Source organism: Streptomyces sp. NPDC097619, assembly GCF_040302735.1.
Classification (GTDB): domain Bacteria; phylum Actinomycetota; class Actinomycetes; order Streptomycetales; family Streptomycetaceae; genus Streptomyces.
The window spans coordinates 21,436-38,874 of the sequence record NZ_JBEOSD010000069.1 but is presented as its reverse complement, the minus strand read 5'-3'; the positions used below and the strand labels follow the sequence as shown (position 1 = coordinate 38,874).

Below are 17,439 nucleotides of genomic sequence, written 5' to 3'. Positions count from 1 at the left end.
AGCTCGGCCTCCAAGGTCCTCGAAGAGGAGCCGAGACGAAGCGCGGAACGCGCGCAGTGCCGCGAGGTGCGGTGCCAGGCGTCGCGGGCCAGGCAGGATCCGGAAGACACGGCCTAGGGGGTGCGCGCCTTCTTGCGGCGGTTGCCGAGGGCCTGGCCGGCCACGACCACCAGGACGGCGATGACGAACATGGCCGTGCCGATGACGTTGATCTGCACGGGCGTGCCGCGCTGGGCCGATCCCCACACGAACATGGGGAAGGTGACGGTGTTGCCGGAGTTGAAGTTCGTGATGATGAAGTCGTCGAAGGACAGCGCGAAGGAGAGCAGGGCGCCGGCCGCGATGCCGGGGGCGGCGATCGGGAGGGTCACCCGCAGGAAGGTCTGCGCGGGTCCCGCGTAGAGGTCGCGGGCGGCCTCTTCGAGCCTCGGGTCCATGGAGAGCACGCGGGCCTTGACGGCGGCGACCACGAAGCTGAGGCAGAACATCACGTGGGCGATGAGGATGGTCCAGAAGCCCAGCTCGATGCCCATGTTCAGGAACAGGGCGAGGAGCGAGGCCGCCATGACGATCTCGGGCATGGCCATCGGCAGGAAGATCAGCGAGTTGACCGCGCCGCGGCCCCGGAAGCGGTAGCGGACCATCGCGAAGGCTATGGCCGTGCCCAGGGCGGTGGCCCCGAGGGTGGACCACAGGGCGATCTGGAGGGACAGCGCCAGGGAGCCGCACATGTCGGCGACCCCGCAGGGGTCCTTCCACGCGTCGAGGGAGAACTCCTGCCAGGCGTAGTTGAAGCGCCCGGTGGGGTTGTTGAAGGAGAAGACCGTGACGACCACGTTGGGCAGGATCAGGTAGGCCAGGGTGGCCAGGCCCGCCAGGACCACGAGGTTGCGGCGCAGCCAGCCGAGGGGAGCACGCATCAGACCAGGTCCTCCGTTCCCGCGCGGCGGATGTAGACGGTCACCATGATCAGCACGATGGCCATGAGGATGAAGGACAGCGCGGCCGCCGTGGGGTAGTCCAGGATCCGCAGGTACTGCGACTGGATGACGTTGCCGATCATCCGGGTGTCCGTGGAGCCGAGGAGTTCGGCGTTGACGTAGTCGCCGCTGGCCGGGATGAAGGTCAGCAGGGTGCCGGAGACCACCCCGGGCATGGACAGCGGGAAGGTCACCTTGCGGAAGGCGGTGACGGGCCGGGCGTAGAGGTCGCTGGCGGCCTCGTGGAGGCGGGTGTCGATGCGCTCCAGCGAGGTGTACAGCGGGAGGATCATGAAGGGCAGGAAGTTGTAGGTGAGTCCGCAGACCACCGCGAGGGGGGTGGCGAGCACCCGGTCCCCCTCGGTCATGCCCAGCCAGCTGGTGACGTCGAGGAAGTGCAGGCTGTTCAGGGCCCCGACCACGGGTCCGCCGTCGGCCAGGATCGTCTTCCAGGCCAGGGTGCGGATCAGGAAGCTGGTGAAGAAGGGGGCGATGACGAGGATGAGGAGCAGGTTGCGCCAGCGGCCCGCCTTGAAGGCGATCAGGTAGGCCAGCGGGTAGCCCAGGATCAGGCAGAGCACGGTGGCGGTGCCGGCGTAGAGCAGGGAGCGCAGGAACTGCGGGTAGTACTCGGTGAAGGCGTCCCAGTAGGTCTGGAAGTGCCAGGTGACCGTGAAGCCCTCTTCGAGGGATCCGGTCTGCACCGAGGTGGACGCCTGGTAGATCATCGGCAGGACGAAGAAGACCAGGAGCCACAGGATGCCCGGCAGGAGCAGCCAGTACGGCACCAGCTTCTTGCGCAGGGAGGGCTTGTGCACCGGGGGGCCGTCCCCGGGGGCGGGGGGCGCGGGGGGCGCCTCGGTGAGGGTCACGCCGCCTCCCCGGCCGTCTCGGTCCCGGCGTCGATGTCCTGGTCGGCGTCGAGGCCGAAGGTGTGCGCGGGGTTCCAGTGCAGGACGACCTCGGTGCCCGGGGTGAGGCGGGCGTCCCGTTCGATGTTCTGGACGTACACCTCCAGCTCGGGGCAGACGGGGCTGTCGACGACGAACTGGGTGGAGACCCCGATGAAGGAGGAGTCCACGATCCGGCCGGTGACCTTGTTGCGGCCCTCGGCGACGGTGTGTTCCTCGGTGGCGGGGACCACGGAGATCTTCTCGGGGCGGATGCCGACGAGCAGCTTGCCGCCGGCGCGGGGGGCCACCGGACATCGGTCGCCGGGCAGCCGCAGCTTGGTGCCGGCGGCGGAGACGAGGATCTCCTCGCCGGTGCGCTCCACGGCGGCCTCGATGAGGTTGGAGGTGCCGAGGAAGTTCGCGACGAAGGTGGTGCGGGGGTTCTCGTAGAGCTCGGCGGGGGCGCCCAGCTGCTCCACGCGGCCGCCGTTCATCACCGCGACCGTGTCGGCCATGGTCATGGCCTCCTCCTGGTCGTGGGTGACGTGCACGAAGGTGATGCCGACCTCGGTCTGGATCCGCTTGAGCTCCAGCTGCATCTGGCGGCGCAGCTTGAGGTCGAGGGCGCCGAGGGGCTCGTCGAGGAGGAGCACCTGGGGGTGGTTGATGAGGGCGCGGGCCACGGCGACGCGCTGCTGCTGGCCGCCGGAGAGCTGGTGGGGCTTCTTGCGGGCGTGCTCGCCGAGCTGGACCAGGTCGATCATGTCGTCGACCTGCTTCTTCACCGACTTGATGCCGCGGCGGCGCAGGCCGAAGGCGATGTTCTCGAAGATGTCCATGTGCGGGAAGAGCGCGTAGCTCTGGAAGACCGTGTTCACGGGCCGCTTGTAGGGCGGGAGGTGGGTGACCTCGCGGTCGCCGAGGTGGACGGTGCCGGTGGAGGGCTCCTCCAGTCCGGCGATCATGCGGAGCGTGGTGGTCTTGCCGCAGCCGGAGGCGCCGAGCAGGGCGAAGAAGGAGCCCTGGGGGATGGTGAGGTCCAGCGGCCGCACGGCGGTGAAGGAGCCGTAGTGCTTGCTGATCCCGGTGAGGCGGACGTCGCCGCCTGCGGTCTTGTCAGTCATGGGTCGCGGTCCCGGGGTGAGTCGTCGATGGGGTGCGGGGACGGGCGGGCCGTCAGGAGCCGATGAGCTTGGCGAACTTCTCCTCGAAGGCCGTCTCTTCCTCGTTGCTGAGGGAGCGGAAGGCGTGGGACTTCTTCGCCATGGCCTTGTCGGGGACGATCAGGGGGTTCGCCGCGAGGGCGGGGTCGATCTTCGCGAGCTCGTCCTGCACTCCGTCGACGGGGCAGACGTAGTTGATGTACGCGGCGAGCTGGGCCGCGACCGGGGGCTCGTAGTAGTAGTCGATGAGCTTCTCGGCGTTGCCGCGGTGCCGGGCCCCGGCGGGGACGAGCAGGTTGTCCGTGGAGGTGAGGTAGCCGGCCGCGGGGATGGCGAACTTGATGTCGGGGTTGCCCGCCTGGAGCTGGATGACGTCACCGGCCCAGGCCAGACAGGCGGCGAGGTCGCCCTTGTCGAGGTCGGAGGTGTAGTCGTTGCCGGTGAAGCGGCGGATCTGCTTCTTGTCCACGCCCTTCCGGAGCCGGGCGATCGCCGCGTCGTAGTCCGCGGTGGTGAAGGTCGCCGGGTCCTTGCCGAGGTCGAGCATGGTCATGCCGACGGTGTCGCGCATCTCGGTGAGGAAGCCGACCCGGCCCTTGAGGGAGGGGTCGTCCAGCAGCTGGGTGACGGAGTCCACCTTCTTGCCGCCGGTCGCCTTGGAGTTGTAGGCGATGACCGTGGAGATGCCGGTCCAGGGGTAGGAGTACGCCCGGCCCGGGTCCCAGTCGGGGCTGCGGAACTGCGGGGACAGGTTGGCGAAGGCGTGCGGCAGCTTCGAGGGGTCGAGCTTCTGGGCCCAGCCCAGCCGGATCATCCGGGCGGCCAGCCAGTCGGTGACCACGATCAGGTCCCGGCCGGTGGGTTGTCCGGCGGCGAGCTGCGGACGGATCTTCCCGAAGAACTCGACGTTGTCGTTGATGTCCTCGGTGTACTTGACCTTGATCCCGGTGCGTTTGGTGAAGGCGGCCAGGGTGGGACGGGATTTCTCGTCGTCGCTGATGTCCATGTACTCGGTCCAGTTGGAGAAGACGAGTTCCTTCTCCTTGGCCGAGAAGTCGTCGGCGGCCGCGGCCCCCTCGGCGGACCGTTTCGCCGGGGGGATGCCGCAGGCGGTCAGGCCCGCGAGGGCACCGACGGTGAGCGCTCCGGCTCCGGAGGCGCGCAGCAGCGAGCGGCGGGTGAGGGCGCCGCGGCCACCGGTCAGGCTCCGCCGCATCGCGGCGAGTTGCGCCGCCGAAGGACGGTCGGGCTCGAACTGCTCCATGCGCTGTGCCCTTTCGGGTGTGGTCTGGGTCCGCTGGTCGGGCGGAGCGCTGTTATCGGTCCCCGAAGATCGTGCGGTGCCAGTCCTTGGCCGCCACCGCGGTGTTGTCGTACATCACGTGCTTGACCTGCGTGTACTCCTCGAAGGAGTAGGCGGACATGTCCTTGCCGTAGCCGCTGGCCTTGTAGCCGCCGTGGGGCATCTCGCTGATGATCGGGATGTGGTCGTTGACCCACACGCAGCCCGCCTTGATCTCGCGGGTGGCGCGGCCGGCCCGGTACACGTCCCGGGTCCAGGCGGAGGCGGCCAGGCCGTAGGGGGTGTCGTTGGCGAGGGCGATGCCCTCGGCGTCGGTGTCGAAGGGCAGGGCCACGAGCACCGGGCCGAAGATCTCGCTCTGGACGACCTCGCTGTCCTGCGGGGCGTCCACGATCAGGGTGGGGCGGTAGTAGGCGCCGTCGGCGAGCTCGCCCTGGGGGGCCTCGCCCCCGGTCAGCACGGTGGCGTAGCCGCGGGCCCGCTCCACGAAGCCCGCGACCCGGTCGCGCTGGGCGTGCGAGACCAGCGGCCCCAGGTCGGTGCCGGGGACGAAGGGGTCCCCGACGAGCACGGTCTCCATCAGTTCGGCGACGCGGGCCGTGAAGGCCGCGTAGAGGGGGCGCTGGACGTAGGCGCGGGTGGCGGCCGTGCAGTCCTGGCCGGTGTTGATGAGGGAGGCGGCCACCGCGCCGTGGGCGGCGGCCTCCACGTCGGCGTCGTCGAAGACCACGAAGGGGGCCTTGCCGCCGAGCTCCAGGTGGAGGCGCTTGACGGTGGCGGTGGCGACCTCGGCCACCCGCTTGCCGACGGCGGTGGAGCCGGTGAAGGAGGTCATGACCACGTCCGGGTGGCCCACCAAATGCTCGCCGGCGACTTTCCCGGAGCCGGTGACGATGTTGACGACCCCGTCGGGGATGCCGGCCTCGGTGACGGCCTGGGCGAACATCAGCGAGGTCAGCGGGGTCAGCTCGGCCGGCTTCAGGACGATGGTGTTGCCCGCCGCGATGGCCGGGAGGATCTTCCAGGCGGCCATCTGGAGGGGGTAGTTCCAGGGGGCGATGGAGCCCACCACGCCGATGGCCTCGCGGCGCACGTACGAGGTGTGGTCCGCGGAGTACTCCCCGGCGGCCTGGCCCTGGAGGTGCCGGGCGGCCCCCGCGAAGAAGGCGGTGTTGTCGATGGTGCCCGGTACGTCGAAGCCGCTGCTCAGCTTGAGGGGCTTGCCGCACTGGAGGGATTCGGCGTACGCGAACTCCTCGGCCCGTTCGGCGAGGACCGCGGCCAGCCGGTGCAGGGCGTCGGAACGCTCCGCGGGGGTGGCGCCGGACCAGCCGGGGAAGGCCCGCTTGGCCGCGGCGACGGCCGCGTCCACGTCGGCCGTGGAGGCCAGTTCGAAGCGGAGGACCTCCGCGCCGGTGGCCGGATCGATGACGCCGTGTGACTGCCCCGAGGTGCCGGACCTGAGCCGCCCGTCGATGTACTGCGCGCCTTCTGCAAAGCGGTCCTTAACCTGGAAGCCGTTGTCCATCACGCTCTCCGTAGCTCCAGCTCGAATTGAGTGCCGATCCTGGCAGAGGTATTCGACTCCGCCAAGTGATTCCGTTGTTGCCTTTTGATTACGCGACGGAATCGGTCGACCATGTGTCGAGGCGGACCGAAAATCCCGTACGTGTTGTCCGTGGCGACTGCAAGACTCGCGTGCATGGAGAAGATCGACAAACTGATCGAGCAGGTCAACCGGGGTGTCCGGGTGAAGTACCTGCCGTTCTGGGGGCACCGCCCCCGCCCGGACGGGCGGCTCGGGGCGAGCTGTCTGAGCCAGTGGTGGCCCGCCCCCTTCACCGTCGGTGAGATCCGGTACGCCACCGCCGAGCACTGGATGATGGCGGAGAAGGCCCGGCTGTTCGGGGACGCGGAAGCGGAAGCCAAGGTGCTGGCGGCGCGGAGCCCCGCCCAGGCCAAGAAGGAGGGCCGCCTGGTCCGGGGCTTCGAGGAGTCCCGGTGGACGGCCGAGCGCTACGGGATCGTGGTCGAGGGCAGCGTGCACAAGTTCGCCTCCTCCCCCGACCTCACCGCGTACCTCCTCGGCACCGGCGCCCGGGTCCTGGTCGAGGCCTCCCCGGTGGACCGGATCTGGGGCGTCGGCTTGGCACCGGACGACGAGCGCGCCCTGGACCCGGCCCGCTGGCGCGGGCTGAACCTCCTCGGTTTCGCCCTGATGGACGCACGCGAACGGCTCCGCGCGGGCGTCTGAGCCGCGACCGGCCGCCCGGAGTGCCGCGCCGCGCGCCGGTCGGCGGTCACATGGCCGCGGCGCGGCGGGCCCCGGAAAGGCGCTCGCCCGGCCCGGTCCCGGCCGGCTTGGGGTCGGAGACGTCCAGGTGCGAGCACCTGGGAACCCGGCCCGGTACCGGACCGGCCACGAGCCCTCGGGCGTGGGTGGCCGGCACGTCTTCGGCGGGCTCACGGACGCCTCGCTCCGCACGATCGCCTTGATCGAGCGGGGGACGGCGGGCCGGTGGCCCTGGGAGGAGCCGGAGGGGCCCCTCACACCTGCTGGGTGAGCCCCGGCGGCGGCGGGGGCCCGTCCTCGATCTCGGCGTCCGCGGCCTCGCCGAGGGCCAGTACGAACAGGACCGTGAGCGCGGTGCCCAGGAGGGTGCCGACCACGCCCAGCACGATCCCGGCCACGGCCCGACCGGTCCGGGCGCCCGTCCCGCGGGAGGCCCGGCGGCGGGCGAGGATCCCGCAGACCACGGCGGCCACGCCCAGCACGGGCGCGAAGAACCAGGTGCAGAACACGCAGACCGACAGGATCCCCAGGACCAGGGCGGCGCTGCCCAGCGAGTCGTCGGGCTGCGGCGCCCCCCACGGGGCCCGCGGGTACCCGGCCGGGCCCGGAAACGGGTGGGCAGGCCCGGGTACGGGTCCGGGCGGTCCCCAGACGGTCCCCGCCGGGCCGCCCGGCCATCCGGCCGGTCCGGGATCCGCCGCCGGGCCCGGGCGCCCGAACGGGGCCGGCGGGGTGCCCGGGGGCACGGCCGGGCGACCGGCCGGTTCGGGTGGTGCCCACGGGTCCGCGGGTCCGTGGTGCTGCGCGGGTCCCGCGTGCTGCTCCGACATGTGTGAAGGGCCCCCCTTTCGTACGTTCATGCTAAGGGCCGCGCCGCGGGCGGCCGCGGCCTGCCTACGATGATCCCGACCTGCCCGTACGCGTCCCCAGGAGCCCCTCATGCCCGATCTGCACCCCTTCATCGCGGGGCTGCCGAAGGCGGAACTCCACGTCCACCACGTCGGCTCGGCCTCACCGCGGATCGTCTCCGAGCTGGCCGCCCGGCACCCCGACTCCAAGGTCCCCACCGATCCCGAGGCCCTCGCGGACTACTTCACCTTCACGGACTTCGCGCACTTCATCGAGGTGTACCTGTCCGTGGTCGACCTGGTCCGCACCCCGGAGGACGTCCGGCTGCTGACCTTCGAGGTGGCCCGGGACATGGCCCGGCAGAACATCCGCTACGCCGAGCTGACCATCACCCCGTACTCCTCCACCCGCCGGGGCATCGACGAGAAGGCCTTCATGGAGGCCATCGAGGACGCCCGCCTCGCCGCCGAGCGGGAGCTGGGCGTCGTGCTGCGCTGGTGCTTCGACATCCCGGGCGAGGCCGGTCTGGAAGCGGCCGAGGAGACCGCCCGGCTGGCGGTAGAGCTGCGCCCCGAGGGGCTGGTCTCCTTCGGTCTGGGCGGCCCGGAGATCGGGGTGCCGCGCCCGCAGTTCAAGCCGTACTTCGACCGGGCCCGCGCGGCCGGTCTGCGCAGCGTGCCGCACGCGGGCGAGACCACCGGCCCGGAGACGGTCTGGGACGCCATCCGGGAGCTGGGCGCCGAGCGCATCGGACACGGCACCAGCTCGGTCCGGGACCCGGAGCTGCTGGCGTACCTGGCCGAGCACCGGATCGCCCTGGAGGTCTGCCCGACCTCGAACATCGCCACCCGCGCGGTGGCGACCCTGGACGAGCACCCGATCAAGGAGATGGTGGCGGCCGGGGTGCTGGTGACGATCAACAGCGACGACCCGCCGATGTTCGGCTCCGACCTCAACAACGAGTACGCGGTGGCGGCCCGGCTGCTGGACCTGGACGAGCGCGGGCTGGCCGCGCTCGCCAAGAACGCCGTGGAGGCGAGTTTCCTGGACCCTGCGGGCAAGGCCCGGCTGGTCGAGGAGATCGACACGTACACCGAGGCATGGCTGGCCCGCTGACGACACACCAGAATGGGCCCATGCGCACCCTGACGATCGTGGGCCACCGGGGCGACCCGTACCGGGCCCGGGAGAACACCCTGCCCTCACTGCGTTCCGCCTTCGCCCGCGGGGCGGACGCGGTGGAGGTGGACGTGCGGCTCACCCGCGACGGGGTGCCCGTACTGCTCCACGACGAGACCCTGGACCGGTTGTGGCGGGCGGACGTGGCACTGTCCTCGATGACCGCGGCGCAGCTGCGGGAGCTCACCGGGGGCGGGGTGCCCACCCTGCAGGAGGCTCTGATGGCCTCCGGGGAAGGGCGGCTGATGATCGATCTGCCGGGGGCCTCGGCGGAGACGGTGCGGGCGGTGGTGGGGCTGGTCCGCGAGTGCGGGGCGCGGGAGCGCACGTACTACTGCGCGGGCGGCACCACCATGCTGGCGGTCCGGGCGGCGGATCCGGGCGCGGAGCTCGCGATGACCTGGACCAGCCTGTCCCCGCCGAGCCGGGCGCTGGTCGACGCGGTGTCCCCGCGCTGGCTGAACTACCGGTTCGGGCTGGTCTCGAAGGAGCTGGTGGACGCCCTGCGCGCGGAGGGGTTGCTGGTGTCGGCGTGGACGGCGGACACCCGGCGGACCATGCGGTCGCTGGTGGCGGCGGGGGTGGATTCGGTGACCACGAACAGGGTGGACGTGATGGCGGCGGTCCGCGCCGCGGCGGAGCGGCCCGCCCCGCGCTGACGGGCGGGCCGACCGACCGACCGGCCGACGGGTCCGCGCCCCGGGGGCCGTTCCGGGAGCGGGCCCGTCCGGTGGGTGCGGGTCAGAGGCCGACGAGGGCGTTCCAGCGCTTGGCGAAGGTGCGGCGTTCGGCGGCGGAGATGTCGCGGGCGATGGCCAGCCGCTTGCGCATGGCGTCGTCGGGGAAGATCAGCGGGTCCTCGGCGAGGGCCGCGGTCTCCTCGTCGTCGGAGTCGGCGAGGATGTCGCGGGCTGCCGGCACCGGGCAGACGTAGTTGACCCAGGCGGCGAGTTCCGCGGCGACCTCCGGCCGGTAGTAGTGGTCGATCAGGGCTTCGGCGTTGGCCTTGTGGCGGGCCAGGTTGGGCACGAGCATGCTCTCCGCCCAGAGTTCGGCGCCCTCCTCGGGGACGACGAACTCGATGTCGGGGTTGTCGGCCTGGAGCTGGATGACGTCCCCGGAGTAGGCCTGGCAGGCCAGGACGTCCCCGGTGGAGAGGTCCTTGATGTAGTCGTTGCCGGTGAAGCGCCGGATGTGCTTGCGGCGGACGAGGTCCTCGACCCGGTCGCACATGCGGTGGAAGTCGGCCTCGGTCCAGCGGGTGACGTCCACGCCGTCGCCCTGCATGAGGAGGGCGAAGGACTCGTCGAGGCCGCTGAGGAGGGTGACGCGGCCGGCGAGTTCGGGGCGCCACAGGTCGGCGGTGGACCTCAGTTCGCGGCCGAGGGCCTTGCGGTTGTAGGCGATCCCGGTGATCCCGCACTGCCAGGGCACGGTGTGCAGTCGGCCGTCGTCGAAGGCGGGGCCGCGCAGCTGGGGGTCGAGGTGGCGGGCGACGTGGGGCTGGGCGGTGCGGTCCATGCGCTGGGCCCAGCCGAGGCGGACGAAGCGGGCGGCCATCCAGTCGGAGACGACGAGCAGGTCCCGGCCGGTGTCCTGGTGGTTCATCAGGGCGGGGCCGACCTTGCCGAAGAACTCGTCGTTGTCGTTGATCTCCTCGGTGTAGCGGACGGAGATCCCGGTGCTCTCGGTGAAGGACTCCAGGGTGGGGCGGCGGGTCTCGTCCTCGTCGTCGGTGTCGATGTAGAGGGGCCAGTTGGCGAAGGCCAGGGTGCGGTCCCGGGCCGAGCGGTCGGCGGCGGTGCGCCGGTCCTCGGGCACGTACGCGGCGGGGACCCCGCAGCCGGCGAGGGCGGTGGGCAGGGCGGCCGCGCCGAGGCCGCGCAGCGCCGCGCGGCGGGTGATCGTACGTCCTGGGGAGCGTCGTCGCATGGCCCAAGACTCGGGAAGAACGCGGCGGGCGGGCAATAGACAGGGTGTCTATTGCCCGCCCGTCAGCGGCAGCGGTTGATCACTTGCGGAGGGGTCAGCCGTCCAGCGAGGTCATGACGTGCTTGATGCGGGTGTAGTCCTCGAAGCCGTAGGCGGAGAGGTCCTTGCCGTAGCCGGACTTCTTGAAGCCGCCGTGCGGCATCTCGGCGACCAGCGGGATGTGGGTGTTGATCCACACGCAGCCGAAGTCGAGGTTCTTGGACATGCGCATGGCGCGGCCGTGGTCCTTGGTCCACACGGAGGAGGCGAGGGCGTACTCGACGCCGTTCGCGTACTCCAGGGCCTGGGCCTCGTCGGTGAAGGACTGGACGGTGATGACGGGGCCGAAGACCTCGTTCTGGATGATCTCGTCGTCCTGCTTGAGGCCGGAGACGACGGTCGGGGCGTAGAAGTAGCCCTTGTCGCCGACCTGGTGGCCGCCCGCCTCGACCTTGGCGTGGGCGGGGAGGCGCTCGATGAAGCCCGCGACCTGCTTGAGCTGGTTGGGGTTGTTCAGCGGGCCGTAGAGCACGTCCTCGTCGTCCGGGGCACCGGTCTTGGTGTCGGCGGCGTTCTTGGCGAGGGCGGCCACGAACTCGTCGTGGACGGAGGCGTGGACGAGCACGCGGGTGGCGGCCGTACAGTCCTGGCCGGCGTTGAAGAAGCCCGCGACCGCGATGTCCTCGGCGGCCTTGGCGAGGTCGGCGTCCTCGAAGACGACGACCGGCGCCTTGCCGCCGAGCTCCAGGTGGACGCGCTTGACGTCCTTGGCGGCGCTCTCGGCCACCTGCATGCCGGCGCGCACGGAGCCGGTGATGGAGGCCATCGCCGGGGTGGGGTGCTCGACCATGGCCTTGCCGGTCTCGCGGTCGCCGCAGACGACGTTGAAGACGCCCTTGGGCAGCACCGAGTCGATGATCTCGGCCATCAGGACGGTGGAGGCGGGGGTGGTGTCCGAGGGCTTGAGGACCACGGTGTTGCCCGCGGCCAGGGCCGGGGCGAACTTCCAGACGGCCATCATCATCGGGTAGTTCCAGGGGGCGACCTGGGCGCAGACGCCGACCGGCTCGCGCCGGATGATGGAGGTCATGCCCTCCATGTACTCGCCCGCGGAGCGGCCCTCCAGCAGGCGCGCGGCGCCCGCGAAGAAGCGGATCTGGTCGACCATCGGCGGGAGCTCCTCGCCGGCCGTGAGGCCGAGCGGCTTGCCCGTGTTCTCCGACTCGGCGGCGACGAGCTCGTCGGCGCGCGCCTCGAAGGCGTCGGCGATCTTCAGCAGGGCCTTCTGGCGCTCCGCGGGGGTGGTGTCGCGCCAGCCCGGGAAGGCGGCCGCGGCGGCGGCCATGGCGGCGTCGACGTCGGCCTGACCCGACAGCGGCGCGGTGGCGTACACCTCGCCGGTGGCGGGGTTGACCACCTCGGTGGTCCGCCCGTCGGCGGCGTCCTTGAACTCCCCGCCGATGTAGTTGCGCAGACGACGCAGTTCGGTGGTCACTCCAGCCACTCTCCTGATCCCATGTCCATTGATTGAGACGGTTTACCCAGCCTATCCCGGACGGTGACGCTTTCGACAGAGCCAGCGGCCACGAACTACGAAATCAGCACGATCCGAGCCACAGAACGACGGATTTCATCGCTTGCGGGTTGCGGAACTGCTGACTCCTCGTGCACAGTGAGGTCGTGGTCAGTCGAAGCACAGATGCCAGGAACCGACAGCCGTCCCCTTCGGTCGATGCTGTGTCCCTGGCGATCATCGAGCAACTGCAGGAGGACGGACGCCGTCCCTACGCAGCCATCGGCAAGGCCGTGGGCCTGTCCGAGGCGGCCGTGCGCCAGCGCGTGCAGAAGCTGCTCGACCAGGGCGTCATGCAGATCGTGGCCGTCACCGACCCGCTCACCGTGGGACTGCGCCGTCAGGCCATGGTGGGGATCAACGTCGAGGGCGACCTCGACCCCGTGGCGGACGCGCTGACCGCGATGGCCGAATGCGAGTACGTGGTGATGACCGCGGGCTCCTTCGACCTGATGGTGGAGATCGTCTGCGAGGACGACGACCACCTGCTGGAAACGATCAACAAGCGGATCCGCACGCTCCCCGGCGTGCGCTCCACCGAAAGCTTCGTTTACCTGAAGCTGAAGAAGCAGACCTACATGTGGGGAACCCGATAACCGTGACCCAGGACCTGTCCAAGACCGCGTACGACCACCTGTGGATGCACTTCACCCGCATGTCCTCGTACGAGAACTCCCCGGTGCCCACCATCGTGCGTGGTGAGGGCACCTACATCTACGACGACAAGGGCAAGCGCTACCTCGACGGCCTCTCCGGCCTCTTCGTGGTCAACGCCGGTCACGGCCGCAAGCAGCTCGCCGAGGTCGCCGCCAAGCAGGCCCAGGAGCTCGCGTTCTTCCCCGTGTGGTCGTACGCGCACCCCAAGGCCGTCGAGCTGGCCGAACGCCTCGCGCACTACGCCCCGGGCGACCTGAACAAGGTCTTCTTCACCACCGGTGGCGGCGAGGCCGTCGAGACCGCCTGGAAGCTCGCCAAGCAGTACTTCAAGCTCAAGGGCAAGCCCACCAAGTACAAGGTGATCTCCCGCGCGGTGGCCTACCACGGCACCCCGCAGGGCGCCCTGTCCATCACGGGCCTCCCCGCCCTCAAGGCCCCCTTCGAGCCGCTGGTACCGGGCGCCCACAAGGTCCCCAACACCAACATCTACCGCGCCCCGATCCACGGCGACGACCCCGAGGCCTTCGGCCGCTGGGCCGCCGACCAGATCGAGCAGCAGATCCTCTTCGAGGGCCCCGACACCGTCGCCGCCGTCTTCCTGGAGCCGGTGCAGAACGCCGGTGGCTGCTTCCCGCCGCCGCCCGGGTACTTCCAGCGGGTCCGCGAGATCTGCGACCAGTACGACGTGCTGCTCGTCTCCGACGAGGTCATCTGCGCCTTCGGTCGCCTCGGCACCATGTTCGCCTGTGACAAGTTCGGCTACGTGCCCGACATGATCACCTGCGCGAAGGGCATGACCTCGGGCTACTCCCCGATCGGCGCCTGCATCGTCTCCGACCGCATCGCCGAGCCCTTCTACCAGGGCGACAACACCTTCCTGCACGGCTACACCTTCGGCGGCCACCCGGTCTCCTCGGCGGTGGCCCTGGCCAACCTGGACATCTTCGACAAGGAGGGCCTCAACCAGCACGTGCTGGACAACGAGTCCGCCTTCCTGAAGACCCTCCAGAAGCTGCACGACCTGCCGATCGTCGGCGACGTCCGCGGCAACGGCTACTTCTACGGCATCGAACTCGTCAAGGACAAGCAGACCAAGGAGTCCTTCAACGACGACGAGATCGAGCGCGTGCTGTACGGCTTCCTCTCCAAGGCGCTGTACGACGCCGGCCTCTACTGCCGCGCCGACGACCGCGGCGACCCGGTCGTCCAGCTGGCCCCGCCGCTGATCTCCACCCAGGAGCAGTTCGACGAGATCGAGCAGATCCTGCGGTCGGTGTTCACCGAGGCGTGGACCAAGCTGTAGCCCCTCCCCCGACTCCCCGGGCACCGTTCCGCCCGGCGAGCCAGGCTCCCCCGGGACGTTGCGGGTCCCGGCGAGCCCATGACGGCCGAACCCTCACCCGAAGCCGTCATGCCACCGGCCCGGATGCCCCCGTTCGAGTGAGAACGGGGGCCTCCGGGCCGCGTGCTGTCCGGACCACGCCGGTCCGTCTCCTTACGGTGCCCAGTGACCGATCGGCCGCCGCTTCGTTCCCCCGGACGGGGGAGCCGGGCAGCGAGTCCGGTCCGCGAGTCGATGTGAACCGAGGTGTACGCCATGGTGGCCCCGCCGGACAACGCAGTGCTCTGGGCCGGCGCCCTGCACTACTCCCACGCCGGATCCCCCGGCCTGACCGACGTCTCCGTCGCCGTCCGCCCCGGGGAGGTCCTCGCCGTGACCGGTCCCCGCGGCAGCGGCAAGACCACCCTCCTGCACTGCCTGTCCGGACGGATCCGCCCCGACGAGGGCGAGGTCTGGTTCGACGGCGTGCCGATCCACACCATGGGCGCCGCCCTCCGGGAACGGCTCCGCCGCGACCGCTTCGGCTGGATCGGCCCCACCCCGCAGCTCGTCCCCGAACTCAACGTCTGGGAGAACGCGGCCCTCCCGCTGCTCCTCGCGGGCGCCCGGAACCGTGCCGCCAAACGCGCCGCCTGCGCGTGGCTGGACCGCCTCGACATCGGCGCCCACGCCCGCCGCCGCATCGACTCCCTCGACCGGTCCGAGGCCCAGCGCCTCGCCCTCGCCCGGGCCCTCGTCGCCGAGCCCACCGTCGTCTTCGCCGACGAACCCGCCGCCTCCCTGCACCGCGCCGACGGGGCCCAGCTGCTGCGCACCCTCACCACCGCGGCCCGCACCCACGAGATCACCGTCGTCCTGACCGGCCACGACCCGGACCCGGCCGTCGGCGCCGACCGCACCGTGGAACTCCTCGACGGCCGCACCGTCACCGTCGGCGCGCCCGCCACCGAACCGGAGGGCCGGCCCGAGTGCTCACTGTCCGTCTAGCCCTCGGCACCCGGCCGCTCGCCCAGCTGCGCCGACTGCTCGTCGCCGCCGCCTCAGCGGGCACCGGCTTCCTCTTCCTGCACACCCTCGTGCAGGCGGTCGTCCGGCCCGCAGGCTCCGCGCCCCGGCTCCTGTGGTGCCTGCTGCCGCTGGCCGCCACCGCCCAGTTCGCGGCCGCCGTCGCCCGCACCGACCCGCCCTGGCGCACCCGCGACGGGCTCTCCGCCCTGGGCCTCGGGCCGGTCCGCCTCACCGTGGCCGCCGCCCTCTCCACCGCCGTGGCCTGCGCCCTCGGCAGCGCCGTCGCCCTGCTGGTCTTCCTCCACCTGCGCGGGGACCTCGGTGGACTGCCCTTCGACGGAGCCGCCGCCACGGCCCTGCACGCCGACGCGGACTTCCCCGTACCGGCCGCCCTCACCCTCCTCGCCCTGGCCCCCCTCGCCGGGGCCGCGGCCGCCGTCCTCGCCGTCCGCCCGCACCCCGAACGCGCCCCCCAGCAACAGCTCCCCTGGGGCGTGGCCTTGCTCGCCGCCGGACTCGCCGTCCTCGCCCACTCCGGCACCGCGACCGCCGGACTCCTCGCCGGCGGCACCCTCACCGCCGCCGGACTGGCCCTGGCCGGCCCCGCCCTCAGCTACGGCGCCGGCGCCCTGGTCCAGATGCTGCGCCCCGGCGCGCTCCGGCTGCTCGCGGGTCGCGCCCTCCAGCAGGAGGCCGCCCGGCTCGGACCGCCCCTCGGCATCGCCTGCGCGGTCGCCGCGGCCGCCCTCACCGTCACCGCGCTGCCCGACGGACCGCCCGTCCCCCTCGGCGGTCTCACCGCCCCCGCCGCCGCCCTCGTCGCGGCCTGCGCCGCCGCGACCGTACTGACCACGGCCGCCGGGGTCCGCCGCAGCCGCACCCCGCACCGCTCCCTCCTCCTCGACCTCGGCGCCCCCGGCACCCTGCTGCGCAGCGCCGCCGGCCTCCAGTTCGGGGCCCTGCTGCTGCTCTGCGCCCCCCTCAGCTGGGCCCTCGCCCGGCTCGGCACCCTCGCCCTCACCGGCTGACCCGACCCCGCCGGGAGCCGGAGCCGACCCCGCCGGGGCGGCCCGGCCCCCGGCCCGTAGGGTTGCCGGGGTGGCACACCGAGACAGCGCAGACATCGAGATCGAGACCCTCGCCGAATTCGACCGGGTGGCGGCCCGCGGCTCCCTGAGCGGCTACCGCGTCCAGTCCGTGAACCTGCTGGAGCGCACCTTCGCGCTGCTCTCCGCGGACACCTCGGCCGCGGTGTTCCTGGGCTGCCCCATGGAACCCGACGCCTCCGCGAAGGTCCGCGCCGACGGCGCCCTCGTCTTCCCGCCCGTCCCCGACCTGCCCTTCGACCCCTACCGCGGGCTCCTCTACACCCCCGAGGAGCTCTTCCACGGCCTCGCCGACGGCTACGAGACCACCCCCGACGCCCTGGCCCACGCCTGGTACCGGGAGACCCGCGACGACGGGGACGTCCTCTCCTCCGTCCTGCGCTCCCTCCACGACGACGCCGTCTCCGACGCCCTCGACGAACACCTCGGCCGCCGCCCCGTGGTCGGCGTCCTCGGCGGCCACGCCACCACCCGCGGCACCACCGGCTACGCCGACGCCGCCCACCTCGGCCGCACCCTCGCCCGCTCCGGACTCACCGTGGCCACCGGCGGCGGCCCCGGCGCCATGGAGGCCGCCAACCTCGGCGCCCACCTCGCCCCGCACCCCGACGACGCCCTGCCCGAGGCCCTGGACCTGCTCGCCAAGGTGCCCTCCTTCACCCCCTCCGTCACCGACTGGGCCCGCGCCGCCTTCGAGGTCCGCGACCGCTGGCCGGCCGGCGGCCCCTCCCTCGGCATCCCCACCTGGTTCTACGGGCACGAGCCGCCCAACGCCTTCGCCTCCGCCATCGCCAAGTACTTCGCGAACGCGCTCCGCGAGGACGGCCTGCTCTCCCGCTCCACCGCCGGGACCGTCTTCCTCCCCGGCGCCGCGGGCACCGTCCAGGAGGTCTTCGACGCCGCCACCCCCCACTACTACGGCTCCCGCGGCGAGCCCGCCCCCATGGTCCTGGTCGACCGCCGGCACTGGACCGAGCACCTTCCGGTCTGGCCCCTGCTGACCGCCCTCGCCGAGGGCCGCCCGATGGCCTCCCGGATCGCTCTCGTGGACACCGCCGCCGAGGTGCCGGAGACCCTGGCCCGCCTCGGCACCGACTGACGCACCCCGGCGCCCCGTCCCGA

Annotated in this window: 16 protein-coding genes; 8 read left to right on the top strand and 8 right to left on the bottom strand. The window is 71.8% G+C overall.

The features are described from left to right. Window positions 1–113: 113 nt before the first annotated feature. The 5 genes from ABTZ17_RS19990 to ABTZ17_RS19970 are packed head-to-tail and all read right to left on the bottom strand — an operon-like array spanning window position 114 to window position 5,867. Window positions 114–920: an ABC transporter permease gene (locus tag ABTZ17_RS19990; RefSeq protein ID WP_352196984.1), complete on the bottom strand. Its 807-nt coding sequence runs from the start codon at window positions 918–920 to the stop codon at window positions 114–116. Continuing rightward, window positions 920–1,852: an ABC transporter permease gene (locus ABTZ17_RS19985; RefSeq protein ID WP_352196983.1), complete on the bottom strand. Its 933-nt coding sequence runs from the start codon at window positions 1,850–1,852 to the stop codon at window positions 920–922. Before ABTZ17_RS19985 ends, ABTZ17_RS19990 begins: the two co-directional genes overlap by 1 nt. Continuing rightward, window positions 1,849–2,997 (bottom strand): ABC transporter ATP-binding protein, encoded by a 1,149-nt coding sequence (locus tag ABTZ17_RS19980; protein ID WP_352196982.1) that lies wholly within the window; start codon window positions 2,995–2,997, stop codon window positions 1,849–1,851. Before ABTZ17_RS19980 ends, ABTZ17_RS19985 begins: the two co-directional genes overlap by 4 nt. A 52-nt stretch (window positions 2,998–3,049) precedes the next feature. Continuing rightward, a complete protein-coding gene (locus ABTZ17_RS19975) occupies window positions 3,050–4,300 on the bottom strand; it encodes a polyamine ABC transporter substrate-binding protein (RefSeq protein WP_352196981.1) in 1,251 nt (416 codons plus the stop codon). 52 nt (window positions 4,301–4,352) lie between these two features. Next, on the bottom strand, window positions 4,353–5,867 hold the full coding sequence (locus ABTZ17_RS19970; RefSeq protein ID WP_352196980.1) for a gamma-aminobutyraldehyde dehydrogenase: 1,515 nt from the start codon (window positions 5,865–5,867) through the stop codon (window positions 4,353–4,355). 174 nt (window positions 5,868–6,041) lie between these two features. On the opposite strand from ABTZ17_RS19970, the gene ybiA reads away from it, so the two are divergent. Next, a complete protein-coding gene (ybiA, locus tag ABTZ17_RS19965; protein ID WP_352196979.1) occupies window positions 6,042–6,593 on the top strand; it encodes a riboflavin biosynthesis intermediates N-glycosidase in 552 nt (183 codons plus the stop codon). A 293-nt stretch (window positions 6,594–6,886) separates the two neighbouring features. Here the strand turns inward: ybiA and ABTZ17_RS19960 are convergent, their stop codons facing one another. After that, window positions 6,887–7,462 carry a DUF4190 domain-containing protein gene (locus ABTZ17_RS19960; RefSeq protein WP_352196978.1) on the bottom strand — a complete coding sequence of 192 codons (576 nt, stop codon included), beginning with the start codon at window positions 7,460–7,462 and terminating at the stop codon, window positions 6,887–6,889. A gap of 109 nt (window positions 7,463–7,571) precedes the next feature. On the opposite strand from ABTZ17_RS19960, the gene ABTZ17_RS19955 reads away from it, so the two are divergent. Together ABTZ17_RS19955 and ABTZ17_RS19950 are read left to right on the top strand one after the other, a co-directional pair. Beyond that, window positions 7,572–8,597, top strand: a complete 1,026-nt coding sequence (locus ABTZ17_RS19955; protein WP_352196977.1) for an adenosine deaminase — start codon at window positions 7,572–7,574, stop codon at window positions 8,595–8,597. Between the two features lie 20 nt (window positions 8,598–8,617). Beyond that, window positions 8,618–9,319, top strand: a complete 702-nt coding sequence (locus tag ABTZ17_RS19950; protein ID WP_352196976.1) for a glycerophosphodiester phosphodiesterase — start codon at window positions 8,618–8,620, stop codon at window positions 9,317–9,319. A gap of 82 nt (window positions 9,320–9,401) precedes the next feature. Here the strand turns inward: ABTZ17_RS19950 and ABTZ17_RS19945 are convergent, their stop codons facing one another. Beyond that, window positions 9,402–10,592 (bottom strand): polyamine ABC transporter substrate-binding protein, encoded by a 1,191-nt coding sequence (locus tag ABTZ17_RS19945; RefSeq protein WP_352196975.1) that lies wholly within the window; start codon window positions 10,590–10,592, stop codon window positions 9,402–9,404. A gap of 94 nt (window positions 10,593–10,686) precedes the next feature. Next, complete coding sequence (locus tag ABTZ17_RS19940) at window positions 10,687–12,126, bottom strand: gamma-aminobutyraldehyde dehydrogenase (RefSeq protein ID WP_352196974.1); 1,440 nt, start codon at window positions 12,124–12,126, stop codon at window positions 10,687–10,689. A gap of 170 nt (window positions 12,127–12,296) precedes the next feature. Between ABTZ17_RS19940 and ABTZ17_RS19935 the strand changes: the two genes are divergently transcribed. The 5 genes from ABTZ17_RS19935 to ABTZ17_RS19915 all read left to right on the top strand — a co-directional run bounded on the left by ABTZ17_RS19935 (window position 12,297) and on the right by ABTZ17_RS19915 (window position 17,416). Then, the gene (locus ABTZ17_RS19935; RefSeq protein ID WP_226739912.1) at window positions 12,297–12,800 is read left to right on the top strand and encodes an Lrp/AsnC family transcriptional regulator; all 504 of its coding nucleotides are present in this window, start codon (window positions 12,297–12,299) and stop codon (window positions 12,798–12,800) included. Further along, window positions 12,785–14,164, top strand: coding sequence for an aspartate aminotransferase family protein (locus ABTZ17_RS19930; protein ID WP_352196973.1), 1,380 nt, complete (start codon window positions 12,785–12,787; stop codon window positions 14,162–14,164). Before ABTZ17_RS19935 ends, ABTZ17_RS19930 begins: the two co-directional genes overlap by 16 nt. 294 nt (window positions 14,165–14,458) lie before the next feature. Beyond that, window positions 14,459–15,190, top strand: a complete 732-nt coding sequence (locus tag ABTZ17_RS19925) for an ABC transporter ATP-binding protein (RefSeq protein ID WP_352196972.1) — start codon at window positions 14,459–14,461, stop codon at window positions 15,188–15,190. Next, entirely contained in the window at window positions 15,172–16,239 is a 1,068-nt protein-coding gene (locus tag ABTZ17_RS19920) for a hypothetical protein (protein WP_352196971.1), read from the top strand. Before ABTZ17_RS19925 ends, ABTZ17_RS19920 begins: the two co-directional genes overlap by 19 nt. Window positions 16,240–16,309: 70 nt before the next feature. Next, window positions 16,310–17,416: an LOG family protein gene (locus ABTZ17_RS19915; RefSeq protein ID WP_352196970.1), complete on the top strand. Its 1,107-nt coding sequence runs from the start codon at window positions 16,310–16,312 to the stop codon at window positions 17,414–17,416. Window positions 17,417–17,439 lie beyond the last annotated feature (23 nt).